The organism is Caballeronia eucalypticola, from assembly GCF_047608185.1.
GTDB lineage: Bacteria > Pseudomonadota > Gammaproteobacteria > Burkholderiales > Burkholderiaceae > Caballeronia.
Genome location: NZ_JBLKRU010000039.1, coordinates 47490 through 70891, shown reverse-complemented (window position 1 = coordinate 70891; position 23402 = coordinate 47490). Strand labels below are relative to the sequence as shown.

Genomic DNA, 23402 nt, shown 5'->3' with positions numbered 1-23402 from the left:
CGGTGTGTGTCAAGGTAGTTGTCGCGTGCACCGCTACGCAGCTTCTTTGTATCGGGTAGCCGATTGCTCGGTTCTTTCTGGGTTTAGATAGACCGAGCCTGCGAGTTTCCAGTTGCGCGTGTCGCCCGACCAGCGCGACGGATTGTTTGCCTTGGCTTGCTCGTACACAGCCCGCCGTTTGGTCAGCACCTCGTCTGCTTGTCCATTGTGCCGCTGGCTTGGCGTGACGTATTTCAACCCGCTGTGACAATGTTCGGCGTTGTACCAAGCCACAAACTTCTGCACCCAGACACGCGCCTCATCTAACGTATCAAACGGGCGCTCGGGCCACATCGGACAGTATTTGGCCGTGCGGAACAGCGCCTCGGCGTACGCGTTGTCGTTGCTCACCCGCGGCCGGCTGAACGACGATTCCACACTCAAGTCAGTCATGGTTGCGCGCATCAGTGCCCCCTTCATCGTGCTGCCGTTGTCCGAATGCAGCACGAGAGGACGACCCGCCGTGCCTTCAATCAGACAGGCCTTGCTCAGCAACGCGCTCGCGTGCTCGCCCGATTCCACATCCCAAACCTCGTTGGCCACCAGCATGCGGCTGTAGACGTCCTTCATCATGTACCAGTAAAAATAACGCCCTCGGATCGTGGTGGGCATCCACGTAATATCCCAGCACCACAGCTGATTCGGACCGTCTGCACGATGCGTAGTGGGCGCGCGTCGTTGCGGCACGCTGGCGCGCCCACGTCGCCGACTTAGATTCTCAGCCTTTAATATCCGGTAAAACGTGGACTCCGAACCAAGATAGCGTCCTTCATCGGCCAGCTTCGGCACGATCTGGTGCGGCGTGAGGCTGGCAAACTCCACCCGCAAGGCCGCATCCAGCAGCGCTTGACGTTCGGCGCCACTGAATTTGTTGGGCGGCGAATGGCGACCACTTAACTTCCGCGCGTCTTCGGGCTTGTGCTGCCAACGCTGTACGCTGCGCACGCTCACCCCCAAATGCGCGCTCGCGATCGCACGCCGCGCACCCGCTTGTACCGCTGCATCGATCAACTTCATAGTTTCACTGCGATCCGGGGTGCTGATCAGCCTTCCTCTTTTTTGCCCCAGATCGCATCGGCTTTTTTTAACATCGTCACCAACGCTGCGGCCTCCGCGCGAGCCGCCTCGGTGCGCTTGAGCTGGCGTTCCAACTCTCGAATACGCTTGGCTGCAAGCTTGGCCTGACCCCGTTCAGCCGCACTCAGTTTCGGCTCAAGCGGCACGTTGGCCTGCTCGCAGGCGCCACGCCATTCGCGGATCTGCTCAGGATAAATGCCGTTGGCACGGCCGTAATGAGCGATCTCGGTTTCGCTTAACGATGCAGTCTCCAGCACCACCCTGAACTTCTCGGCGCTCGACCACTGATCGCTCGTCTTGCCATTGCCCGGCATGTATTCCCCTGAGTTACGTAGGTTTCGCGCGTGGCGCCGCCAGGTGTGCAGCGTCACCGTCGTCACACCTGTGGCGCCAGACATCTCAATGACGGCCCGGTTTAAGGGTGGCATCATTTGACGCATCGCCCACTCTTTGAATTCCGTGCTGTAACGCTTCATCTTCCATTCGCTTGCCGCCCCCCAAGTTTGCACCAAAAGTAAATTCGGGTGACGCGACAACTAGCCTGACATGGAGGGCTAAGGACCAAGAAATGACGCGCCGCCACGCGCAGTGGCTAATAGTGATTAAGAAAACAGCTAATACTGAACGCGCGAAGACCTGGAAAGCAGCAACCCGGCATTGGCCCCGACCGCTAACGCCAGAACCTAGCACAACCCAAGACCAACCCCGACCCCGACCACGACCCCAAGACCAACCCCGACCACGACCCCAAGACCAACCCCGACCCCAAGACCAACCCCGACCCCAAGACCAACCCCGACCACTAACCCCGACCACTAACCCCGACCACTAACCCCGAGTGCGAACGAAAGACCCCATCATTTCCCCGTAGCCCCCAAACCCCGCCGATCTCCAATACCGATCGTGATCTCGGAAACTGGTCTTACTTAGCAGAAATTGCACACTTACGATTCTTCGTAATCCTGCTTACAGGGCCTGGTTTTCACGTTGTTTGATCTATTTCACGATATCTTCGGAGTGGGGCGATGAAGAAACAAATCCTGGGAATTGCCGCATGCATGTCGGTGTGCGGCGTTGCACACGCTCAAAGTTCGGTGACTCTCTATGGGCTCCTCGACAACGGCTTCGTGTTCAATTCGAATTCAAAGGGTAGCCGACAATACGAATTGGGTTCCGGCAATCTGCAAGGCGATCGTTGGGGCATGATCGGCTCCGAGGATCTGGGCGGCGGGTTGAAGGCGATCTTCCGGCTTGAGGGCGGCTTCAACATAGACAACGGCACACTAGGCCAAGGCGGCGCGGAGTTCGGACGCAAAGCGTATGTAGGACTCGCGAGTCCCATGGGCACCGTGACGCTCGGTCGCCAATACGACCTGCTCGGCGACTATGTCGGCAGCTTCGAATCGGGCAACGCCGAAAAGCTGGTGACGCTGAAAGAATGGGGCAGCATCTACGGCTCGCACCCGGGCGACATGGACAACCTCGACAACACCAACCGGATCAACAACTCGATCAAGTACGCCAGTCCCAACTATGGCGGCCTGACCTTCGGCGGCTTCTACAGCTTCGGCGGCAAGGCGGGAGAGTTTACGCAGAACCAGATCTATGCGTTCGGCGCGGGCTACGACAACGGCCCGCTGGCGCTTGGCGTGTCATACGAAAACGCACGCGACCCGAACTTCTCGGTCTTCGGCTCGAATCCCAACGCGAACTCACCTACATCAACCTCGGCGCTGAATATGTCCAGCCCGGTGTATAGCGGCTTCGCGTCGGCCCATACATGGCAGGTCGTTTCGGCGGGCGCCGCGTACAAGATCGGCAACGCGACCATTGGCGGCGTGTATAGCAATGTCCAGTTCAAGGACATCGGCGCCGAGGCAGGCGCAGGCCTCAATCCGCAGAAACTGACGGGGACCGCGACCTTCAACCTCGGGGAAATCAACCTGGCCTATCTGGTGACACCGGCCTTGCAATTAGGCACCGCGTTCACCTATACACGCGGCAGTTCGATCGGCAGCATCTCCGGGGCGAGCTACAGTCAGGTGAATCTCGCGGCGAACTATGCGCTCTCCGTGCGTACGGACCTGTATGTGGTCGGCATCTACCAGCACGCGAGCGGCAAGGATTCGACCGGGAAAACGGCGGTCGCGGCAATCAGTAACCTGAGCAACTCGTCAACCGATGTGCAGACGGCGCTGATCGTTGGCATACGTCACAAGTTCTAATACTGAACGCGCTCCGAAATGAGCTAGCAGAGAACGACTTCCGATCGCACGCTTGGGCGCTCGGAAGTCGTTCTAAAGAACTGCGATCCCTGAAGCAAACGTAGCCGCGAGCCTATTGAGCAACCTGCTCCCTCCATCGATACTTCTGCTGCCAGCCTAACAACCTTTTCAGCTTCTCATTGCTCAGCAGGGTCTCGAATTCGCCAAGCTGCTTCTTGACGGGCACGTTGGGATAAAACTGCTTCAACAACTCCGCCGTCGGCTGGTCAGAAGATACGTCGTCAGCTGCGACGTTCATGACCTCAAAACCAAGCCCGTCTTTTTCAATGCCAAGCCGGCATGCCGTCGCCAGATCCCGTCCATCGATATAACTCCACGCAATCCGCTTGCGCAGCCCCGGGTCCTTGAACCACGTCGGGAATTTTTGATAGTCGACAGGATCAAGTACGTTGCCAATGCGGAAGCAATAAATATCCGCGCCTGTGCGCGCATGAAACGCCTTGGCGGTGACTTCGTTGATCACCTTCGACATGGCATAGCTGTCCATCGGATCGACCGGATATTGCTCGTCCAGCGGAAAGTATTCCGGGTCCCGGTGCCGGTGTGCAAACACCACGCCATAGGTCGTCTCGCTCGAGGCAACGATTACTTTCTTGATACCCAGCTTCGATGCAGCGTCGAGCACGTTGTAGGTCGACATCACGTTGATGCGGAATACCTCATTGTCGGTGGTAATGAGGATCCTGGGAATAGCGGCAAAATGGACGATCGCGTCAATGGGCTTGGGCTCGAGATCATCGTCGAACTCTTTTAGCACGGTGGTCGAAGCCAGCGCGTTGAAAACCTGTCCTGCATCGGTAAGGTCGGTAATCAAGGTACGTGCTATGGGCTTTGCCATGGGTACGCGATCGAGATTCAACACTTCATAACCATGCGAGACGAGATCCTCGACCACCCATTTCCCGGCAAGCCCGCTGCCGCCGGTCACTATTACTCTCTTCGTCATACGGTGTACTCCTGGTCTGATTGTTGGGGCTCGACGTTAGAACCAGATGTTACCTCCGGGCAGGGACAGGTTCTGTGACGAACTTCATAGTTGCGCGGCCACACGCATCAGGGACAACCCCGACACCAATGTATGACGCTCGTCACAGACACGATGGCGGACGGCAACCTACGATCTGCCTCAACGAGAATTAAATCAAGGAGACATCGGTGGCTGCAATATCGTCCAAAGAGGATTCGCAACCTGTCCAGACGCGTCTCTCCGACACGCTGCGTGGCTGGCTCAAGATCCGGGAATTGAATATTTTTTCGGTATTGCTGCTGGTCGGAATCCTGATCAGCATTTTTTCTCCTTATTTCCTGACGACGAACAACCTGATGGGCGTGTTCAGGTCATTTTCGCTGATTGCGATCATGTCCATCGGGATGATGCTAGTCATTATCACGGGCGGTATCGATCTGTCGGTGGGCTCCGTGATGGGCTTATCGTCGCTCGTGACGGCGCTTGCTTTCCAGCATGGTGCCGGTCCTGTCACGGCTGTGTTTGCAGGACTATTCGTGGGACTCGCCGTCGGCTGTTTCAACGGATTCCTGGTCACCTGGATCCAGTTGCCGCCCTTCATTGCCACGCTGGGCACATTGAGCATTGGACGGGGCCTGATGTACATGATCACCAAAGGCGTTCCGGTTACGCCTGATGTTCCGGATAGCTTCACGTTCATCGGACAAGGGTATCTCGGGTTAGTGCCGTTTCCCGTGGTCATCATGATCTTCATGACCATATGTTTTTCCGTATTGATGCGTCAGACCCGTTTCGGCCGGCACGTGTATGCCACGGGAGGCAACGAGATGGCGGCACGCCTGAGCGGCGTGCGCACCTTTCGCGTCAAGTTCATTGTCTATGCCCTTTCAGGGCTCATTGCTTCTATCGCCGGCATTGTCAGTTTCTCGCGCTTTGTCTCGGCGGAGCCGGCCTCAGGTTTCGGAGCAGAACTTGATGTTATTGCGGCAGCTGCGATCGGCGGCGCAAGTCTTTCGGGAGGCGCTGGCAGCGTAGAGGGCGCGATTATTGGCGCGGCGTTGGCGGGAATCATCGCTAACGGGGTCGTGCTATTGAACATTGATACCTACGCACAGCAAGCCATCACCGGTTGCGTCATTCTGATCGCGGTCAGTATCGACATCTGGCGTGTCCGCCGAAAGGGACGTTGAGGAGAAGGACATTGAAACCCGCCTCTCGCTGATTTTTTAACACCACTAAAACAAAACCGGAGACAAAAATGGATATGACATTTCGCACCCTAATGAGCGTCGGCGTGGCCACCGCGGCACTATGTCTGAGCGTGTCGGCTCAGGCCAAGGACGCAAAGGATATTTCTGTCGCCGTCATTCCAAAGGTGGCTGTGCCGTTCTTCGACGACTGCAACAAGGGCGCACAACAGGCCGCCGACAAGACGGGTGTCAAGTATCAATGGGTGGTGCCGCAAAACACCCAGGGTTCGACGCAGGTAAAGATCATTGAAGACCTGATATCGAAGCACGTAGACGGCATTGCTATCTCGGTCAACGAACCCAAGTCTGTCGAGAGCGTGATGAAGCGCGCCGAACAGAGCGGCATAAAAGTACTGACGTTCGACTCTGACTCGCCCAAGAGCGGCCGGTCGATGTACATCGGTACGAACAACGAGTCGGCGGGGGAGACCATGGCCGAGACGATGGGCAAGGCACTTGGCGGATCCGGTGACGTTGCGATAGTGACCGGGCAGCTCGGTGCGGTGAATCTCAATGAACGTATCGCCGGTATCAAGAAGGGGCTGGCGAAATACCCGGGCATCAAGATTGTGGAAACACAGGGCACGGACGATGACCTCGCCAGAGGCGTTTCGGTTGTCGAGACAACCCTGCGGGCCCATCCGCAACTGAAGGGCATTTTTGGGGTAAGCCAGGTCGGTGGGCCAGCCGTGTCAAAGGTGCTCAACACGAAAGAGTTCGGCGCTATGAAAGGCAAGCTCGAAGTGCTTGCGTTTGACGATCTTCCCGACACGCTAAAGGCGCTTAAGGATGGCACGATTCAAGGGATCATGGTTCAGCGGCCTGTCACCATGGGTTCGCTTGCGGTGAACAATCTGGTGGCGCAGATCCAGGGTACGGGAGAAGCGCCTAAGGACATCGATACGGGCGTGACGGTCGTGACTAAAGATAATCTTGGAAGCTACACCAAGTAAGCTCGGTACGAGCAAGGGAGAGCCATGGCAGCGCCATTCCTGGAGATGAGGAACATTTCCAAAACGTTCCCCGGCGTCAAGGCGCTCGACGGCGTCAACCTTCAGATCCGGCAAGGCGAGGTGTTAGCACTTGCCGGGGAGAATGGGGCTGGCAAGAGCACGTTGATGAAAATATTGACGGGTGTTTATAGCCCGGATTCAGGTGGAAGCATCCTCATCGAGGGTAAGGAAATCGCGCTGCGCGATAGCAATCATGCACGCGCGTTGGGTATCGGCATCATTTATCAGGAGTTGTCGGTAGTCGAAAATCTTAGCGTGGCAGAAAACTTGTTTCTCGCCAGGGAGCCACGCAATCGCGTTGGTTTGCTCGACCGGGCACGCATGGACCGCGAAGCGAGACAGATGCTTGAAACGATCGAACTCGATCTCGACCCATCCGTGCGCGTGAGCGAATTAAGCGTCGGGCAGCAGCAGATGATCGAGATCGCCAAGGCGCTTGCGTATCAGTCAAAGGTCATCATCATGGACGAGCCGACTGCTTCGCTCAGCCATCATGAAACGCGCACGCTGCTTCGATTGATCAAGCGCTTGCGTGAGCGCAACATCGCGGTGGTCTACATCTCGCACAGGCTGGAGGAAATTTTCGAGCTTGCCGACCAGGTGACGGTGCTTCGTGATGGTCGTACCGTCAATACCTCGCCGATTGCAGACGTAACCCGCAATTCGCTGGTTCGCATGATGGTCGATCGTGAGTTAAGCGATCTATACCCGGGGTCCGCCGTGTCGCACGCAAGCAAGGAGGCTGTACTGGAAGTCCGGGGCTTGTCGTTGCGGGCGGTGAAGGGCGCGCAAGCGCGGATACGGGACATCAGCTTCACGTTGCACCGCGGCGAAATCCTGGGCGTTGCGGGACTGGTCGGTTCAGGGCGTACGGAGATCATGGAGATGATTTTCGGCATGCGTCCTTGCACGGGAAGTATCGCCATCGACGGCAAGCCGGTGACCATCCGCAGTCCCCATGATGCAATTGAACAGGGTATTGGCTTCGTCACCGAAGACCGCAAGGCGCAGGGGCTCGTGCTCGGAATGAGCGTGCGGGAAAATTTCAGCCTGACCCACTTGAAGCGCTATTCACCCTTCCAGTTCCTGCAACGCGCTAAAGAAGAGAATAGCTGCAAACAATTCGTGCGCAGCCTCGGCATCAAGACGCCTGACAATGAACAGAAGGTCGTCAATCTTAGCGGGGGAAATCAGCAAAAGATCGTGATCGCTAAATGGGTCGCGCGAAATCCCAAGGTCCTGATTGTTGACGAGCCAACACGTGGCATTGACATTGGCGCTAAGGCGGAAGTGCACGCATTGCTGGCGCGGCTCGCTTCGCAAGGCATTGGGATCATTGTCATTTCGTCCGATTTGCTGGAGGTGCTTGCAGTCAGCGACAGGATCCTGATTGTTCGTGAAGGACAGTTGAATGGCGAGATGACGCGTGAGCAAGCGACCCAGGAACGCGTGATGGCCGCAGCGACCGCTTGATTTTTGATTTTACACATTGAACGGAAAACCATGACAACGATAGCTGTGATTCATACGGGACCCGTGACGGTTCTACCGATCAAGGAACAACTCAGCGAGTTGATCGCGCACGCGCGCGTGATCAACATCATGGATGACAGCCTGCTGAACGACGTCCGTACAGCGGGGCATCTGACACCGGAAGTCGCCAGCCGCATTTATAGCTACATGTTGAATGCGCAGGCAATGGGCGCGGACATCATCGTCAATGCGTGTTCTTCGGTCGGCGAGGCGACGGACTCGTTAAAAGAATTGATCCGCACGCCGATTGTAAAGATCGACGAGTCGATGGCGGAAGAGGCCAGCGCGATCGGCCCGCGTATCGGCGTGGTCGCAACCGTAGCCACTACGCTGGACCCCACGGTGCGGCTGATCCGGCGCAAGGCGGGTGAGCTCGGCCGCATGGTCGAGGTGACCGAGCGGATCGCGGAGGGGGCGTTCGAAGCGCTGCTTCGCGGGGAGGGTGCGCTGCACGACGAGATTCTCAAGCAGACAATCGTCGCGCTCGCCGATCAAGTCGACGTCGTCGTGCTCGCGCAAGTGTCGATGGCACGTCTCATCCCCACGCTTGGCACGCTGCGTGTTCCGGTGCTGTCCAGCCCGCGCAGCGGCGTCGAGGCGGTTAAACGCGCGCTAGCGGCGCTTTGACGGCCCGAACGTTCAAGGAGGGCGCAGTGAACGATGCCGGTAACATGATCTGTTTTGGCGGCTGCTTGTTGCGCAGGAATTTCGCAACGAAGAGGGGCGTCAGAACGATCTTGCGTTCGTGCATGGCTGTCAGCCCTTCAGTTTTCAAGTCGTTGAAGTGCCGGTTGACGGATTCGCGCGATGTACCAATGAATTCGGCGAGCTTGTCTTGCGGAATAGGCAGATCGATAAGGACTGCATCTGCTTGACTTAAGCAGTCGAATTCGACGCCTATCTGACCGGCGAACATCACGAGAATGTTCGTCAGGCGTTTGCGCACGTCGTGCAGGGACAGGTTTTCGATCAGCTGCTGAGCTTCCTGCCATCGGAGGTAATGGCTTCGCAAGACGAAGTCGTTGATTACGTCGTAGCGGGCGAGCAGTTGTTTGAAATCAGCCTTGCGAATGTAGCAAATCATGCTGGGAGCAAGCGTCTGCGCATGATGGGAATAATTGGCTTCGTTCAGAACGTCGCCGTCGCCGAACAGCATGCCCGCCTTGATAAACGACAGCGTGATCTCTTGCCCGTCTTCGGTCAGCCTGAAGAGCCGGACGCTTCCGCTTTTGAGCAAATAGACATGATTGCTCAGGTCTTCAGGTCTGTAGATCGTTGTATTTTTTCGAACCGTCCGGTGATCGCTGAATGCGGGCATGACCTCATCGAGGCAATGACGTTCGATTAGCGAGAGAAGCTCGCTTTTTCCGACAAACCACATTGGAAGTCTCCTTGAACCTTGGCTCCTGAACCGGGAAGGGGCAGGAGCCGTTTCTATACATGCGTTCGCCATGATTTGCTTTACCCGTGAGGTCGAACCATCGCTTCCAACATTGCATGCAACGCATACACCGGACACACATTTCCGCCACGCAGGTTCAGGCAACCTGCGGCGCATGCGCTGCAAGAAATGCACAGACCGCGTCGGTGACTTGCCGGGTCGTCGCCGTGCCACCCAGGTCGGCTGTATGCGTTGCGGGATTCGCCGTCACGTGTTCAATAGCCGCCATGACTGCGCGTGCTGCGTCCATTTCGCCAAGATGCTCCAGCATCATGACGACCGACCAGAACGTACCGATAGGATTCGCCAGGCCCATGCCCATGATGTCGAAGGCTGAACCATGAATCGGCTCGAACATGGACGGATAGCGGCGCTCGGGATCGAGATTGGCTGTCGGCGCGATGCCGAGACTTCCGGCCAGCGCAGCAGCCAGGTCGCTCAGGATGTCGGCATGCAGGTTGGTCGCGACAATCGTGTCGAGCGTTGCAGGGCGGTTCACCATGCGTGCAGTGGCGGCATCGACGAGTTCCTTGTCCCACATGACATCGGGAAACTCCTTCGAAATTTCGAGGGCGATTTCGTCCCACATCACCATTGCGTGACGCTGCGCATTGCTCTTGGTGATAACGGTCAGCAGCTTGCGCGGACGCGACGCCGCCAGGCGAAAAGCGAAGCGCAGGATTCGTTCGACGCCTGCTCGCGTCATGATCGAAACGTCGGTTGCGACTTCGATCGGATGGCCTTGATGCGCCCGGCCGCCCACCCCTGAATATTCGCCCTCTGAATTTTCCCTGACGATGACCCAGTCGAGATCAGTCGGACCACAGCGTTTAAGCGGGACATCGATACCCGGCAGGATTCTCGTGGGACGCACATTGGCGTACTGGTCGAAGCCCTGACAGATCTTGAGCCGCAGACCCCAGAGCGTGACGTGGTCGGGGATCGCAGGGTCGCCTGCCGAGCCGAACAGAATCGCGTCCTTGTCCCGGATCGCATCAAGGCCGTCAGCGGGCATCATCACCCCGTGCTGACGATAGTAGTCACCACCCCAGGCGAAGTTTTCGAACTCGAACTTGAATTGGCCCGTTTGCGCGGCCAGCGCTTCCAGCACTTCCTGTCCTGCTGGCACGACTTCCTTGCCAATGCCGTCTCCGGGAATAGTCGCGATCCGATAACTCTTCATCTCTGGTCTCTGGAATTGGAAAACATCTGGGCATGCTAAAGCGCAAAGGCGCCGCGAAACGCTGAGGGAGTTAAACTGTCTTTAACTTTGAGTTAATAATGAAGTTGCCGGCGACCTCGCAATGACCTCTCCAATTCAGGCAGAAGACTTGAGTTTTTTCTCCATCCTGGCGGGTTGTGGCAGCCTGACAGCTGCTGCGCGCGAGTTGGGATTAAGCACGGCGGCAGTCAGCAAGCACCTCTCCCAGATGGAAGCGCGCACAGGCGTCGCGCTGGTGAGCCGGACGACCCGCCGCATGAGCCTCACGCCCGAGGGCGACCTTTACGCGGCCCGAGCGCGGAGAATCCTGACTGAAATGGATGAGCTTGCGCAGCTTCTTGGCAGGGCGGCCGTTGCGCCAAGCGGGCTGTTGCGCGTCAACGCCACGCTGGGTTTCGGACGCAGTCACATTGCTCCCGCTATATCGCGATTTGTGAAGCTGTACCCTGAGGTCGACGTGCAGTTGCAGCTATCGGTCGATCCTCCTCCCCTTAGCGAAAACGCCTTCGACGTATGCGTGCGTTTCGGCCAGGCGCCGGACTCGCGTGTCATTGCCCGGCTGGTCGCGCCAAACCGGCGCCTGCTCTGTGCAGCACCGGCTTATTTCGCTGATCATCCACTGCCCCGGCATCCTCAGGATCTTGCGCAGCACAATTGCATAGGCATACGCCAGGGCGACGATGGCTACGGTATCTGGCGGCTGACGACGGGGCGGGGCGGGGAGGAGAAAGCCGAGGTTATACGCGTCCGGGGTAACCTCACTACGAACGATGGCGAGATCGCTGTGAAATGGGCGCTCGATGGTCACGGCATCCTGATGCGTGCAGAGTGGGACATCGCCGAGTATTTGCGCGACGGCCGATTGATACACGTATTGCCGGCTTACCGGACGCCCGATGCCGATATTTATGCGGTCGTTCCGCAACATCTGCAAACAACGTCACGCGTTAAGTCGTTCGTCGATTTCCTCATACTTGCTTTGCAAACTAAATAAAGATTGAGCAACGTCCAAGTTCGATCAAAATTGTTTTCGCTCTCTTCTCGCGTCGTTTAGACAAAGTGAATAAACACGTCGCCTTCTTTCGTAACTTGAATCTCGGACGACCGAATTGCCCGACCAAGGTCCAGTTCGAAGAAGCGTTCGTGGCCGCCGGCGCAGCGTCAGCGTCTTCGTTCCTGACCAATGGCACGATGGTTTTCACAACAGGCTCTGGCAGACAAGCGCTTAGGGTGTTCAATGATGCTTGCGAGATTCTTCATGGGACGTGTGGGCTTGAAGAGCCGGGCTTCATGCGCACCATCGAGTACCTGACTCAGCTCATCGCTCTGGAGCCCTTCGTGGAAATCGATCCCGGTAGCGTCCACGCCTGTTGTGCGTCCTTCCTTCATGCAACAGATGGCTTGTCCGTTGCACAGCTACCCCTTGAGTCCGGACGTCGCGACGTAAAGGTGCTTCAATTGACTGATTCCGAGGCATTTAGTGTCAGTATCAAGGTCGGAAATTCGACAGGAAGTCCGAACGCATTTCTCGAAAAGCGCCTAGGCGTTCCTGTTACCACACGCAGTTGGAACACCATTGTTCGCCTCGTGCAAAAGCATGCCTAAGCGCTTACAGGGTTGCCGGGTTCATGCTCATTTGTCCGCAACAATGGGAGCTAGATCCGGCTCTGAGAAAGCTCGCTCACGCGGTGGAATGGGATATGCATTTCCGGTGTAGAGTTGAGCATCATCGACTTGAGTCCCCCCATGTCCAAACCTACGCCCGATCAAGCCAGCCAGGAGACCGCTCGTCTCGTGCTTCGTATGGATGCCGCCATTTCAGCATTCAGGGCTGGGCTAAAGTCGGGGGTGCAAGCACTCGATGCAGCGAGCCCGATTGACTCGCAACTCTCGTCATCGTCGAGCGGCAATATGCCAGCAAGCGGGTCGGGTCTGGGAGAGCGTCGTGTGCCTCGTCGGCCGAACAAGGTGGAACTCGCTATCCTCACGGCGCTTGCCGACACCTACGGCGCCGAGATGCTGACCAATTCCTCCCTTGGCTACGTTTTGCGCGTCTTTGCAAGAGGCGGCGGCGTTGCACTCGTGCAGCGCTTGCTGTTCGGTGAGTCGGCGTCGGACCAGCAGTTGTCGCTGATGCTAACGGCGGCTCGCACTGCGCTCACACAAATCTCAACGGTTTTCCCGGACGTGTTTTTCGCGGATGCCAACGCCGTGATTGCGGGCTTTCGACCGCGGCCGCCGACGGGATTTTCCAGCTAGAGCGCAAAGAAACAAGCGAGCGCATGCCGGCATGGTTTCGGCGTCAGCGAGGCAACGATCGCGCTAACGTTTGCGCAACCAGTGAGCCGAACCACTTAGGCGATGCATCCACGCAGCCGCGCTAAAATAACGGCGCTTCAAAACGCTAAGCCATAAAATGGGGTCGCTGCATATTGCAGGGCGGCTGCGGCACTTCTCACGCGACATCTTTCATTCACACGGCGGCTCAAATCAATTTCACTGACGGCGTTCTCGGCGCTAGCCTTCATGCGCTCACTATGCCCGAAGTGCTCGGGGTCGTTGTCGCACTCGTGCTTGGCGGCATGGTCAAAGGGATTGTCAGTATCGGCGTGCCGCTTGTCGCCATGCCCATATTGAGTCAGTTCTTGCCGATCAAGCAGGCAGTACTGCTTCTTTCAATGCCCATCATTCTCGGCAATATCCCGCAAGCACTGGAAGGCGGTGAAATGCTGCCGACGGTTCGCCGTATTGCGACTCCGCTGATTGGTACCGTCCTGGGAAATATCGTCGGCGTAACGGTCTTGATTTCACTCGCACCGCATCGCGCGCAAGCCGCGGCCGGTTGTTTGCTGATGCTTGCCGCGCTGTTGTTGCTCGCGGCGCCTAAGCTCACGCTATCGCCTCGCTCGGCCAAGCCCGCGGGCCTTGTGTTCGGATTTGGCGCGGCCGTGATGGAAAGCATTGCGTCGGTTCCCGGCCCTTTGCTTGCGATGTACCTGATCGCGACAGGCGCAACAGGCAGGGCATTTACGAAACAGATCGCAATCATCCTTGTTGTATCCATCCTCACCCTGATCCTTACGTTCAGCGGAGGCGCTCATACGAGTCTTAGCGATATTGCTATTTCGACGGCGGCAAGTGTTCCTGTGATTATCGGCATCCTGCTTGTGCGGCCGCTTCGCGACAAACTGCCGCCGGGCGCATTCCGCATGTTGGTGCTGCTTTTTGTACTTGCCGCGGCGTGTCAGATGATCTGGAAGTCGGGCATTTTGTAAGGTTGCAGAGGCTCATGGCGATGCAGGCGCCCAAGCGTCCTCAATCCGTCACTTTATCAATCCGGGATATCGGGCTCGACCAGCTTTGCCAGTTGGAGAAGCGACTCCTGCCAGCCGAGGTAGCACATCTCCACGGGAATGACTTCGGGTATGCCCTCCTGGACGATGTTGAGCTCGGTGCCGCAGGACACTTGCCGCAATGAAACAGTGACGTCGATCTGGCCGGGCAGGCTTGAGTTGTCGAATCGGTCCGAATAGCGGATCTTCTCGAACGGCACCAACTCAGCGTACTCGCCGCCGAACGAGTGGCTGTTGCCGGTGGTGAAGTTGCGGAAGGACATCTTGTGTGTGCCGCCTACGCGGGCATCCAGGTGGTGGACCTGACAGGTGAACCCGTAAGGAGGAAGCCACTTCTCTATTGCATCGACTTCGAGAAAGGCCCGATAGATGCGTTCGGGAGTCGCGCGCAAGACGCGGTGCAGACGGACGGTTCCAGTAGTCATGGTGTGAATGCCTTTCGGTGGAGAAGTGGAGTGAAGAAGTGGGGCATAACCCTACGACGATTCGGCGGCGTCCGTATCGACATGAATCAAGGTCGGTAAAAACCCCTGGGCATCGATAAATTCCATTCGCACCCGATGTGTCCTTCTAGTACGGTGAGCGCCACTTCGGCGTTCACGGATACGATCCGCGATATCCGGGGTGACACCGCATCGCTTCGCATCGCAACGCATCGGCCTGGTAAAAAAATGAATCTTTTTTCCCTGCCGTGTCGAATTGGACGGTCTTCGTTCGTCGCCTCGATAGCAGCATGCGATTTGCCTGCCCATTCATGCCCGTTCAATCAGACACTGACAGGAGCTTTGCCATGACGATTCAAAAGATCACGCCGTTTCTCTGGTATGCCGAGGAAGCTGAGGAGGCCTCTGCTTTCTATGCAGATATTTTCCCGGACTCGCGTGTCGTCCGGGTCACTGCGGTGACGAGTGCCGGTTCAACGAAGCTTGTCGAATTCGTGCTCTTCGGGCAGCCTTTTTTCGCCATGAGTTCTGGGGGAGGCGACGCGTTTAACCACTCGATGTCTCTAGTGGTCAACTGTGACGATCAGGAAGAACTCGACCGCTATTGGAACGCCCTTCTCAAGGGCGGCGGCTCGCCTGAGGCATGCGGCTGGCTGAAAGATCGCTTCGGGGTGTCGTGGCAGATCATTCCCTCCGATCTCATCCCGATGATGTCGGATCCTGATCCGGTAAGGGCCACGCGCGTTGCAGAAGCCATGATGAAAATGGTGAAGTTCGATGCCGCCACGCTGAGAGCCGCTTATGCCGGAACCGGCGATTAACGAGGGGATCTGAAATAGGGTGAGCGGAGCCGCTAGCATCCGAGCCTCAGCAACCAGAGGATGCCGTAACGTGTAATTTTCGGCCGCGCTCACCAGGGAACGACGCGTCCCAGGTAGTCCAGGTAATGCAGCCCGGAGCGCCCTTCGTAAGCCTCCATCGTGTTCAGCAAGTTCGGGATACTTTCCTCGATACTCAGACGCCCCTCAGGACCGCCCATGTCTGTTCGCACCCATCCAGGCGCCATCAGTAACAAGGTTCTCGCGCCGTCCGGGTGACGTGCAGCGAAGCTACGCATGAACATGTTGAGCGCAGCCTTACTGCCCCGGTAGACCTCATAGTTGCCGTTAGTATTGTTAGTCAGGCTGCCTTGCCCGGATGACATCAAGCCGATCGTTCCGGCCGGCTGCACGAGATCCTGAAACGCCTCTATCGCCCTCATCGGACTCAACGCGTTCGTCACCATCACGCGTACGAATTCCTCGGTCGAGACATCGGCGATCGTTTCACCATCATTGTTTTTGACGCCCGCGTTCACGAAGAGTAAATCCAGTCGTCGATCCTTAAGGCGGCTATGCAACGCGGTGACCTGCTCAGGAATCGTGATATCGACTGTTTCAACTTCCAGCGCACCCTGGCTGCTTGCCGAGAGTTGGCGCAGCTTGTCCATTGAACCCTCGCGGCCAGTGGCGATGACTTGCCAGCCGCGCTTCAGATATTCCTCGACCATCGCGAATCCGAGACCCCGGGATGCGCCAACGAGGAGGACAGTTTTCTTCGGAGATGTGTCTTGCATTGATCGTTCCTTAAGTCATGAGTCGAAACATCGAATATAGCGATCAGAGATACATGGCGGAAGGCGCAGCAGTTGCATTTATAACGTGCAGCAGACGCCATGTCTCAAGTTGATGATGCTACGATGAGGCATGACAGAACCCGATCTGAATCTACTCATCGCGCTCGATGCATTGCTCACCGATGGCAGCGTGGTCGGTGCCGCGCGTCGGCTGGGATTGAGTGCCTCGGCAATGAGCCGAACCTTGACCCGGCTTCGCGAGGTGACCGGTGACCCGTTATTAGTTCGAGCGGGGCGCGGCATGGTATTGACTCCCCATGCAGAGGCACTGCGTCAACGCACTCAGAATGCGGTTCATGAAGCACGTGCCGTACTTCGTCCCTCAACAACGGAACCGGATTTTTCAACGTTGCAGCGGACCTTCACCATTCGCGCGAGCGACGGTTTCGTGGAGGCTTTCGGTGCCGCCCTGATCGCGGCGGCGACCGCGGTTGCGCCGCTCGTGCGTTTGCGTTTTGCTCCCAAGCCCGAGAAGACAGCGGCATATTTGCGCGATGGCTCCGCTGATCTTGAGATCGGTGTATTGAGCGACATGGGGCCGGAAGTTCGTGTGCAAGCGTTATTCCGCGATCGGTTTATCGGCGTTGTCAGGCAGGGTCATCCGCTCGCGATGGAGCGTGAGGTGACAGTCGAACGGTACATCGCCTTCGGTCATGTCGTCGCTTCACGACGCGGTCGAACAACTGGACCGGTTGATGAAGCGCTAGCGGCTTTAGGGTTCGAGCGAATGATCGTCGCCGTGGTTCCGAGTTTTCCCGCCGCGCTCGCTGTAGCGCGAGCCTCCGACCTGATCGCGCTCGTGCCTGCGTCTCAGGTAAGCAAGCAGCCCGAACAGCAAAGGTTGCTCACGTCCGCCTTCGAGCTTCCCATTGCGACCGAAGAGATTACGGTATCGCAGATGTGGCATCCGCGGTTAGAGGTCGATCCTGTCCACCGATGGCTTCGACAACTGACGCTGGCTGTATGCCGTGAGCGTTTGCCTTTGTGATGCAATGGAGGGCATAAGGCAATGCGCGCGCTCGACTTCAGCCGCCGCGTGACAGAGTATTAGCTTTCTTGATACTGCCGCCAGACATGCTGTTTTCTTGAATTTGACTCCGTACACTTGTTTTCAAGGCGACGAACCGCGCCGCGATAACAAAGGTTTCAGGAGACAAAAGTGAGCAAACAGATATTGCTGGAGGATCTCCCTCTACGCCGCTTCCATCTGCGCGTTGCGTTCAGCGGCACCGGTGGCCAGTTCAGCGATGGCTTCGTGCTGGGGATCATCGGCATTGCGGTGAGCATGGCATCCGTGTCGCTTCATTTGACTCCGCTCTGGATGGGGTTGCTTGGCGCTGCGTCCCTCGCGGGCCTGTTTCTCGGGAGCATGTTCGCCGGTCCGATTGCGGACAAGTACGGCCGACGCACCATCTTCGCCTTCGACATGTTGTTGTTCGCCATCATCTCGGCAGCGCAATATTTCGTGACTTCGCCGGCCCAGCTGTTGGTCCTGCGCCTGCTGCTGGGTTTGATTCTTGGTGCGGACTACGTAGTAAGCAAATCGCTCGTGACCGAGTTTTCGCCACGCCGTTACCGCGGCCGCTTGCTTAGCGTACTTGCCGCCGCATGGGCTGCGGGCTACGTCGGCGCCTACCTTATCGGCTTTGTCATCCGTGACATTGGCCCCGACGCATGGCGAATCATGCTGGCCGCAAGCGGGATCCCGGCACTCCTCATTCTTCCGTTCCGCCTGGGTGTGCCCGAGTCGCCTATGTGGTTGATGAAACGCGGGCGGCGCGACGAGGCGCTTGCAATCATTCGTCGCAAATTCGGGCCTGAAGTCATCTTTCCTGACTCGTCACGCGTGTCTTCGTCAGCAGCGTCTCAGCAACGACGCGGCGCGTGGTCGCAATTGTTCTCACCGCGCTGGCGCAAGAACACGCTGGTTGGTTGTGTGTTCTACACCTGTCAGGTCGTGCCGTATTTCGCGCTGGGCACGTTCTCCCCAAAGGTGCTCCAGGCCTTGCAGGTCAAGGACAACTTCGTAGGAGGGCTGATTTATAACGTCTTGCTCTTCGCGGGAGCGATCGTCGGTCTTCTGATCGTCGACAAGCTGTCGCGTCGCGCCTTCCTCATTGGCACGTTCTACCTCGCAGCGGTCGCCCTGGCGATCCTTGCTTACGCGGGATTCGGGCCGATAGGAACCATGATCGCGTTTGGTCTCTTCGCCTGCATTCTTTCAGCCGCCGCGAATCTTGAGTTCGTGTATCCGCCCGAACTCTTTCCGACTGACCTGCGCGCATCAGGGGTTGGGCTAGCGGTTGCTTCCAGCCGGTTTGGTTCGGCCATCAGCACGTTCCTTCTTCCGTTAGCGATGCAGCACGTGGGCATTCATTCGGCACTCGGTGTATGCGTCGGCGTATTAGTGTTCGGGGGTGTCTTTTGCCACATATTTGCGCCCGAAACGGGCACCGAAAATCTGTCGGACATGAGGTCCGGGCAAGGCAATGAAAGAGAATCTGCAATGGGCGACGAGCAGGGCGCCGCGCTTGCGGCTTTTTCAGACGGCAACAGGAAGTGACTACCCTTGATGCTCCGAAGAAGCGACGCGCCAGATGACTTATCCTGCGGTGTCATGCAAGGACAACATTTAACCGGGCCCATCATGTCGCTGAACAAGCCAATCGATATGCACGCGGTACAAGTCTTCGTTGCCGTCGCGGAAGAGGGCAGCATGTCCGGGGCGGCGGCGCGGATGGGCATTTCTCAATCGGGTGTCTCCCAGATCATCCGGCAACTCGAGGAAGAACTCGGCGTCGTGCTCGTCAATCGAACCACTCGCCCGCTGGCGCTGACGCCCTTCGGCATCGCGCTGCGAAACCGCGGTGCGATATTGAGTGAGGAAATCGCGAACCTGAAGGCACAGGTCGTTGAAGCAGGGCAAGGGATCAAGCCGGACCTGCGTATTGGGCTGGTCGACTCGTTTGCGGCGACATGCGGGTCGGTCTTCACCAAGCGCCTGCTGGGGAAGGTTTCAAGGCTGTCCATACTCACTGGATTGAGTCCGCAACAGGGCGAGGCATTGTTACGCCGGGATCTGGATCTTGTCGTCACGAGCGACGCGCTGATGGATGCCAACGACGTAGTGCGATACCGGCTCTTTTCAGAGCGATATCTTGTCATCACGCCAAGGGACGCGCACATGTCCGTGCGGACCGTCGACGATGTTCGGGCGCTGGCAAACTCGCTGCCGATCGTACGTTTCAACCGGACCTCGCAGGTTGGCATGCAGATCGAGCGATACCTGCGCCGGATCGAACTGCGCATGCCGATCCGTCTGGAACTCGATAACGCCGATGCGCTGACGTCGATGGTCGCTGAAGGGATCGGATGGGCAGTGACCTCGCCAATGTGCCTGCTGCAGGGCGCAGCGCATGCGAGTCAGGTGGTAACTCATGTGGTGGACAACCTGGGACTCGAGCGGTCGCTTTACCTGGTCGCGCGTCGTGACGAATACAGCGCGTTTTTCGAGGACGCGTGCGAGACGGCACGCGAGGTGATCGAAACGTTTTTCCTGCCCAGGCTGAAAGCGTTGGGCAGCGGGATTGAAGAACTGATTGTTGTTGGTGAAAGCAATGTTGAAAGGAACTCACATGAATAAGCTTGTCTATAACGAATCACAAACCGAATCACAAACCGAATCACGAAACGATTCACGGACCGAACGCGACTACGTTGGCGAAGTCACCATACCCGGCGACAAGCTGTATGGCGTCAACACGGTAAGGGGCGTTGAAAATCTCAGCGTCTCGCCGCTCGGCATCGCGCACTATCCACAGTTCCGGGACGCGTTTGCACAATGCAAGTGGGCCGCCGCGTTGGCGAATCGTGACAATGACGTGCTGACTACCCAGCAGTGCGAAGCGATCATGCTCGCGTGTCGGGACGTCATAGCGGGGCAGTTCGATGATTCGCTTATCGTTGATCTGCTGGAAGGGTCCGGCGGTACGTCGACGAATATGAATTTCAACGAGGTCATCGCCAATCGGGCGCAGCAGCATCTGGGACAACCGTCCGGGTCATACGATGTTATCCACCCCAATGACCACGTCAATCGTTCGCAATCGACAAATGACGTTTATCCGGCGGCGCTGAAGATAGCAACGCACGCGATGCTTGAGCCGCTCATCGCGGAGATAGTGCAGCTTGCTGCGCACTTCGACACCAAGGCAACGGAATTTGCCGACATCCTCCATCTCGGCCGAACCTGTCTGCAAGATGCGCAGCCGATGCGGCTGGGACAAGTCTTCGGCGGCTACGCATCGCTTACGCGGCGTCTGGCGGAAGAACTCGCGGCCGTACGCGACAAACTCCGCACGCTTCCGCTTGGCGGTACTGCGATCGGCACGGGGTTTGGCGCACCGGCAGGATATCGATCGGCTGTCTATCGGCATCTGTCCAGCATCACTGGCGTGGACTATACGGCGCCGTTGAATCCCTTCGACGCGATGCAGAATATGGACGTGTTTTCTCGCGTTTCAGCCGAACTGCGCACCTGCGCCGCGTCTCTCGCGAAGGTCGCGTCGGATCTGACCGTGCTGTCATCCGGCCCGGTAGGGGGCCTTGGGGAACTGCATCTTCCTGAGGCTCAAGCGGGCTCGTCCATCATGCCGGGCAAGGTCAATCCGGTCTTGCCAATGGCCATGATCCAGTTGAGTTTCGCTGTTATCGGGAATGACGTTGCGGTCGCTCAGGCGGTTCAGTATGGGCAACTCGAGATCAATCACTTCGAGCCCGTCGTGGCGTCTCGCGTGTTCGACAGCATCATGCTGCTGACCAACGGCATCCAACGATTCGCGCAGAAGTGCGTAGCGGGTATTACAGCCGATGTCGCGCGAAACGAGCAGCACCTGATGGATTCGATGGCCATGGCAACCGCGCTCGTGCCCAAGCTTGGATACGCTCGCGTGAGCAAACTGGCTCGCCAGTCCGTCGCGGAAGGTCGCCCGCTGCGCAGCATACTGGACGAGTCCGGGCTGCTGGCCAAAGACGATACGCTGGCGGCCATTCATGAGGCCTCGTATCCGGTCTTTGGCGCGTAAGCAAACTTTGCTGGTAATGGTCGTCGCTACGCCCAAGAAAAAAACCGCGCTAGTTGCTAAGCGCGGTTTTTTTATCCAAGGCTGGCGGGGGGCTCGCAATAAGACTAAGTGCACCCTTTGTCGCCAGCTTTACTGAGCCTGAATTTTCCGTGGCTTCGGCGGCGTTTGTACCTTGCTGTACTGGAACTCCGGTGTGTCCTTCAGTGCTTCCTTCGTTGCGCCTGCCAGATAGAAGTTGCCATTGCGGATGTCGAGCGACGCAATGGGAACGGCGACGTCATGCGTGGCGACACCCAGGAAGCCGCCAGTTCCGATGACGGCTGCCGAGACTGTCGTATCCGGCGAAATGACCAGGTCGATGATGGAGCCGATCTTCTCGTTCTTATCGTTGTAGACCGATTTCCCAAGAATGCTCTTCTTGGCGCTCCAGCCCTGCAGCAATGCTTGCGACTGTTGAACCGTCACGGACAGCGGCTGGGTGCCGGCCACTTGTGCTTGCGCACCCATGCTTGCCGCGCCAATCAGGGTTGCAACCGTCAGGCTTTGCCAAATTTTCATATCGAGTTCTCATATCATTAGGGTCAGCGGTATGTGCAATTTCTGGGCCTGCCTGGAACGTTTCTTCCTTTGGCGCTGTTAACCCCATTGCTAACCGGTCCGACGCTTGCCGACCTTGCGCTCCTTTGCGCTCGGATGCCTTATTCAGCGCGGCAATGAGCGCCTGTTGCAGGCATCCAAGCGCACCTTCAGCAGAGATCGCTTGATCCGCCCCTAAAGCTGCTGCGTTGCACAAAAGTTGACTCTTGAGCCACTACGGACTTACCCGAATGCAAATTAGTATCAGTTTTCGGTTTCAATTTCAGTGGTGAAATAGTCGTGACAGGGCTAACTTGCACACATGGCGTGGCGCAATGTGGTCTATGCGAACCGCCCCAAAAAATAGCGGGTCAGGAGGAAGACAGATGGACACCATTGCGAGTGCTGCGGCGTGTCAATGCGGAACGTGCGGTGATTGCCGCGCCGCTCGTACGGACGCCCGGCGCGCCAACATTGTCCAGCCGGATCTGGAACTGGTCGCCGTGCCGCGCGACGAGTCGTTCAAGGTCTGGTCGCACGGTTATCCGTATCGAACGGTGCGCTGGCACTTTCATCCCGAATACGAAATCCAGGTCGTTACATCGACGACGGGAAAATACTTTGTAGGCGATTACATCGGCAACTTCGCGCCCGGCAATCTGGTCATGACAGGCACGAATCTGCCGCACAACTGGGTCAGCAATGTGTCGCCGGGCGAGCGCGTGGATGAGCGCTGTCTCATCCTCCAATTCGACGCCGAGGTCGTCGCTAACGCCATCAAGGTGTTTCCGGAACTCAAGTGCGTGGAGTCCTTACTCGATGCATCGCGCTGGGGTGTGCTGTTCACACCGAAAACAGGCGCGGCCGCCGAACCCATCATGCGCGAGATGCTGGGCGCGCAAGGCATGCGGCGCATCACGCTGTTCATCGAGTTGCTTGACTTGCTCGTGCACAGCGCAGAACAAACCAAGCTCGCCAGTGCCGCGTATCGTGCGGACCCGGCGCGCTATGCCGAGACGCGCATCAATCACGTGCTTTCCTACATTGGCAAGAACCTGTCGCAAGAGTTGCGCGAGACCGAACTGGCCGAACTCGCGGGACAAAGCGCCAGCGCTTTTTCGCGATATTTCCGCCGCCATACCGGCGTGCCGTTCGTGCAATACGTGAACCGGTTGCGCATCAACCTTGCATGCCAGTTGTTGATGTCGGGTGAACTGACTATTACCGATATCTGTTATCAGGTCGGCTTTAATAATCTCTCGAATTTTAACCGTCAGTTCCTGTTGCTGAAGGACATGTCGCCGTCGAAATGGCGCGCGTATCAGCAGCTTAACGCGGCGAGCGCGACTGAATCATCGGACGCGGCGGAGGCTCTGGAAGAGCTTGGTTAGCGCATGTTTTTGCGGGTGAGGGTGTTGGCAAAAACAAAGAGAAACTAATTTGT

23 protein-coding genes are annotated in these 23402 nt (G+C 57.5%); 15 read left to right on the top strand and 8 right to left on the bottom strand.

Annotated features, from left to right (window positions below; translation table 11 throughout):
- Positions 1–33: 33 nt before the first annotated feature.
- On the bottom strand, positions 34–1056 hold the full coding sequence (locus ACMX25_RS31500; RefSeq protein WP_414947539.1) for an IS3 family transposase: 1023 nt from the start codon (positions 1054–1056) through the stop codon (positions 34–36).
- A gap of 26 nt (positions 1057–1082) precedes the next feature.
- The gene (locus ACMX25_RS31495) at positions 1083–1592 is read right to left on the bottom strand and encodes a hypothetical protein (RefSeq protein ID WP_414947540.1); all 510 of its coding nucleotides are present in this window, start codon (positions 1590–1592) and stop codon (positions 1083–1085) included.
- Positions 1593–2141: 549 nt separating this feature from the next.
- Here ACMX25_RS31495 and ACMX25_RS31490 point away from each other — a divergent pair.
- Positions 2142–3341 (top strand): porin, encoded by a 1200-nt coding sequence (locus ACMX25_RS31490; RefSeq protein WP_414953824.1) that lies wholly within the window; start codon positions 2142–2144, stop codon positions 3339–3341.
- A gap of 112 nt (positions 3342–3453) precedes the next feature.
- On the opposite strand, the gene ACMX25_RS31485 is transcribed toward ACMX25_RS31490, so the two are convergent.
- A complete protein-coding gene (locus ACMX25_RS31485) occupies positions 3454–4347 on the bottom strand; it encodes an NAD-dependent epimerase/dehydratase family protein (RefSeq protein ID WP_414953823.1) in 894 nt (297 codons plus the stop codon).
- A 209-nt stretch (positions 4348–4556) separates the two neighbouring features.
- Here ACMX25_RS31485 and ACMX25_RS31480 point away from each other — a divergent pair, with 209 nt between their 5' ends.
- From ACMX25_RS31480 to ACMX25_RS31465, 4 genes are all read left to right on the top strand, one after another.
- The gene (locus ACMX25_RS31480) at positions 4557–5558 is read left to right on the top strand and encodes an ABC transporter permease (RefSeq protein WP_414953822.1); all 1002 of its coding nucleotides are present in this window, start codon (positions 4557–4559) and stop codon (positions 5556–5558) included.
- Positions 5559–5650: 92 nt separating this feature from the next.
- Entirely contained in the window at positions 5651–6571 is a 921-nt protein-coding gene (locus ACMX25_RS31475) for a sugar-binding protein (protein WP_414953827.1), read from the top strand.
- A gap of 24 nt (positions 6572–6595) precedes the next feature.
- Positions 6596–8104, top strand: coding sequence for a sugar ABC transporter ATP-binding protein (locus tag ACMX25_RS31470; RefSeq protein ID WP_414953821.1), 1509 nt, complete (start codon positions 6596–6598; stop codon positions 8102–8104).
- Between the two features lie 30 nt (positions 8105–8134).
- Positions 8135–8791, top strand: coding sequence for an aspartate/glutamate racemase family protein (locus tag ACMX25_RS31465; RefSeq protein ID WP_414953820.1), 657 nt, complete (start codon positions 8135–8137; stop codon positions 8789–8791).
- On the opposite strand, the gene ACMX25_RS31460 is transcribed toward ACMX25_RS31465, so the two are convergent.
- Positions 8766–9545, bottom strand: coding sequence for a Crp/Fnr family transcriptional regulator (locus ACMX25_RS31460; RefSeq protein WP_414953819.1), 780 nt, complete (start codon positions 9543–9545; stop codon positions 8766–8768). The two genes, ACMX25_RS31465 and ACMX25_RS31460, sit on opposite strands and share 26 nt — an antisense overlap.
- 157 nt (positions 9546–9702) lie before the next feature.
- Positions 9703–10788: a tartrate dehydrogenase gene (locus ACMX25_RS31455; RefSeq protein WP_414953818.1), complete on the bottom strand. Its 1086-nt coding sequence runs from the start codon at positions 10786–10788 to the stop codon at positions 9703–9705.
- A 121-nt stretch (positions 10789–10909) separates the two neighbouring features.
- On the opposite strand from ACMX25_RS31455, the gene ACMX25_RS31450 reads away from it, so the two are divergent.
- The 4 genes from ACMX25_RS31450 (at position 10910) to ACMX25_RS31435 (ending at position 14102) form a co-directional block, all read left to right on the top strand.
- Positions 10910–11821: a LysR family transcriptional regulator gene (locus ACMX25_RS31450; RefSeq protein ID WP_414953817.1), complete on the top strand. Its 912-nt coding sequence runs from the start codon at positions 10910–10912 to the stop codon at positions 11819–11821.
- A 65-nt stretch (positions 11822–11886) separates the two neighbouring features.
- Entirely contained in the window at positions 11887–12432 is a 546-nt protein-coding gene (locus tag ACMX25_RS31445) for a DUF1697 domain-containing protein (RefSeq protein WP_414953816.1), read from the top strand.
- Between the two features lie 141 nt (positions 12433–12573).
- On the top strand, positions 12574–13086 hold the full coding sequence (locus ACMX25_RS31440) for a hypothetical protein (protein ID WP_414953815.1): 513 nt from the start codon (positions 12574–12576) through the stop codon (positions 13084–13086).
- Between the two features lie 278 nt (positions 13087–13364).
- Positions 13365–14102: a TSUP family transporter gene (locus ACMX25_RS31435; RefSeq protein WP_414953814.1), complete on the top strand. Its 738-nt coding sequence runs from the start codon at positions 13365–13367 to the stop codon at positions 14100–14102.
- A gap of 56 nt (positions 14103–14158) precedes the next feature.
- On the opposite strand, the gene ACMX25_RS31430 is transcribed toward ACMX25_RS31435, so the two are convergent.
- The gene (locus ACMX25_RS31430) at positions 14159–14605 is read right to left on the bottom strand and encodes an SRPBCC family protein (RefSeq protein WP_414953813.1); all 447 of its coding nucleotides are present in this window, start codon (positions 14603–14605) and stop codon (positions 14159–14161) included.
- A gap of 365 nt (positions 14606–14970) precedes the next feature.
- Between ACMX25_RS31430 and ACMX25_RS31425 the strand changes: the two genes are divergently transcribed.
- Positions 14971–15444 (top strand): VOC family protein, encoded by a 474-nt coding sequence (locus tag ACMX25_RS31425; protein WP_414953812.1) that lies wholly within the window; start codon positions 14971–14973, stop codon positions 15442–15444.
- Positions 15445–15533: 89 nt separating this feature from the next.
- On the opposite strand, the gene ACMX25_RS31420 is transcribed toward ACMX25_RS31425, so the two are convergent.
- Complete coding sequence (locus ACMX25_RS31420; protein ID WP_414953811.1) at positions 15534–16238, bottom strand: SDR family NAD(P)-dependent oxidoreductase; 705 nt, start codon at positions 16236–16238, stop codon at positions 15534–15536.
- Positions 16239–16368: 130 nt separating this feature from the next.
- Here ACMX25_RS31420 and ACMX25_RS31415 point away from each other — a divergent pair, with 130 nt between their 5' ends.
- From ACMX25_RS31415 to ACMX25_RS31400, 4 genes are all read left to right on the top strand, one after another.
- Complete coding sequence (locus ACMX25_RS31415) at positions 16369–17286, top strand: LysR family transcriptional regulator (RefSeq protein WP_414953810.1); 918 nt, start codon at positions 16369–16371, stop codon at positions 17284–17286.
- Between the two features lie 171 nt (positions 17287–17457).
- Positions 17458–18861 (top strand): MFS transporter, encoded by a 1404-nt coding sequence (locus tag ACMX25_RS31410; RefSeq protein ID WP_414953809.1) that lies wholly within the window; start codon positions 17458–17460, stop codon positions 18859–18861.
- Positions 18862–18945: 84 nt separating this feature from the next.
- Entirely contained in the window at positions 18946–19941 is a 996-nt protein-coding gene (locus ACMX25_RS31405) for a LysR family transcriptional regulator (protein WP_414953808.1), read from the top strand.
- Entirely contained in the window at positions 19934–21382 is a 1449-nt protein-coding gene (locus ACMX25_RS31400) for an aspartate ammonia-lyase (RefSeq protein ID WP_414953807.1), read from the top strand. Before ACMX25_RS31405 ends, ACMX25_RS31400 begins: the two co-directional genes overlap by 8 nt.
- Positions 21383–21511: 129 nt before the next feature.
- On the opposite strand, the gene ACMX25_RS31395 is transcribed toward ACMX25_RS31400, so the two are convergent.
- Positions 21512–21940 (bottom strand): PRC-barrel domain-containing protein, encoded by a 429-nt coding sequence (locus ACMX25_RS31395; protein WP_414953806.1) that lies wholly within the window; start codon positions 21938–21940, stop codon positions 21512–21514.
- 404 nt (positions 21941–22344) lie between these two features.
- Between ACMX25_RS31395 and ACMX25_RS31390 the strand changes: the two genes are divergently transcribed.
- Positions 22345–23349 carry an AraC family transcriptional regulator gene (locus ACMX25_RS31390; protein WP_414953805.1) on the top strand — a complete coding sequence of 335 codons (1005 nt, stop codon included), beginning with the start codon at positions 22345–22347 and terminating at the stop codon, positions 23347–23349.
- Positions 23350–23402: the final 53 nt, after the last annotated feature.

What these genes read in the sequence shown, in the direction of transcription:
- ACMX25_RS31500 (WP_414947539.1), bottom strand. Translation starts at nt 1,056, where the DNA reads ATGAAGTTGATCGATGCAGCGGTACAAGCGGGTGCGCGGCGTGCGATC.
- ACMX25_RS31495 (WP_414947540.1), bottom strand. Translation starts at nt 1,592, where the DNA reads ATGAAGCGTTACAGCACGGAATTCAAAGAGTGGGCGATGCGTCAAATG.
- ACMX25_RS31490 (WP_414953824.1), top strand. Translation starts at nt 2,142, where the DNA reads ATGAAGAAACAAATCCTGGGAATTGCCGCATGCATGTCGGTGTGCGGC.
- ACMX25_RS31485 (WP_414953823.1), bottom strand. Translation starts at nt 4,347, where the DNA reads ATGACGAAGAGAGTAATAGTGACCGGCGGCAGCGGGCTTGCCGGGAAA.
- ACMX25_RS31475 (WP_414953827.1), top strand. Translation starts at nt 5,651, where the DNA reads ATGAGCGTCGGCGTGGCCACCGCGGCACTATGTCTGAGCGTGTCGGCT.
- ACMX25_RS31470 (WP_414953821.1), top strand. Translation starts at nt 6,596, where the DNA reads ATGGCAGCGCCATTCCTGGAGATGAGGAACATTTCCAAAACGTTCCCC.
- ACMX25_RS31465 (WP_414953820.1), top strand. Translation starts at nt 8,135, where the DNA reads ATGACAACGATAGCTGTGATTCATACGGGACCCGTGACGGTTCTACCG.
- ACMX25_RS31460 (WP_414953819.1), bottom strand. Translation starts at nt 9,545, where the DNA reads ATGTGGTTTGTCGGAAAAAGCGAGCTTCTCTCGCTAATCGAACGTCAT.
- ACMX25_RS31455 (WP_414953818.1), bottom strand. Translation starts at nt 10,788, where the DNA reads ATGAAGAGTTATCGGATCGCGACTATTCCCGGAGACGGCATTGGCAAG.
- ACMX25_RS31450 (WP_414953817.1), top strand. Translation starts at nt 10,910, where the DNA reads ATGACCTCTCCAATTCAGGCAGAAGACTTGAGTTTTTTCTCCATCCTG.
- ACMX25_RS31440 (WP_414953815.1), top strand. Translation starts at nt 12,574, where the DNA reads ATGTCCAAACCTACGCCCGATCAAGCCAGCCAGGAGACCGCTCGTCTC.
- ACMX25_RS31435 (WP_414953814.1), top strand. Translation starts at nt 13,365, where the DNA reads ATGCCCGAAGTGCTCGGGGTCGTTGTCGCACTCGTGCTTGGCGGCATG.
- ACMX25_RS31430 (WP_414953813.1), bottom strand. Translation starts at nt 14,605, where the DNA reads ATGACTACTGGAACCGTCCGTCTGCACCGCGTCTTGCGCGCGACTCCC.
- ACMX25_RS31425 (WP_414953812.1), top strand. Translation starts at nt 14,971, where the DNA reads ATGACGATTCAAAAGATCACGCCGTTTCTCTGGTATGCCGAGGAAGCT.
- ACMX25_RS31420 (WP_414953811.1), bottom strand. Translation starts at nt 16,238, where the DNA reads ATGCAAGACACATCTCCGAAGAAAACTGTCCTCCTCGTTGGCGCATCC.
- ACMX25_RS31415 (WP_414953810.1), top strand. Translation starts at nt 16,369, where the DNA reads ATGACAGAACCCGATCTGAATCTACTCATCGCGCTCGATGCATTGCTC.
- ACMX25_RS31405 (WP_414953808.1), top strand. Translation starts at nt 18,946, where the DNA reads ATGTCGCTGAACAAGCCAATCGATATGCACGCGGTACAAGTCTTCGTT.
- ACMX25_RS31400 (WP_414953807.1), top strand. Translation starts at nt 19,934, where the DNA reads ATGAATAAGCTTGTCTATAACGAATCACAAACCGAATCACAAACCGAA.
- ACMX25_RS31395 (WP_414953806.1), bottom strand. Translation starts at nt 21,940, where the DNA reads ATGAAAATTTGGCAAAGCCTGACGGTTGCAACCCTGATTGGCGCGGCA.
- ACMX25_RS31390 (WP_414953805.1), top strand. Translation starts at nt 22,345, where the DNA reads ATGGACACCATTGCGAGTGCTGCGGCGTGTCAATGCGGAACGTGCGGT.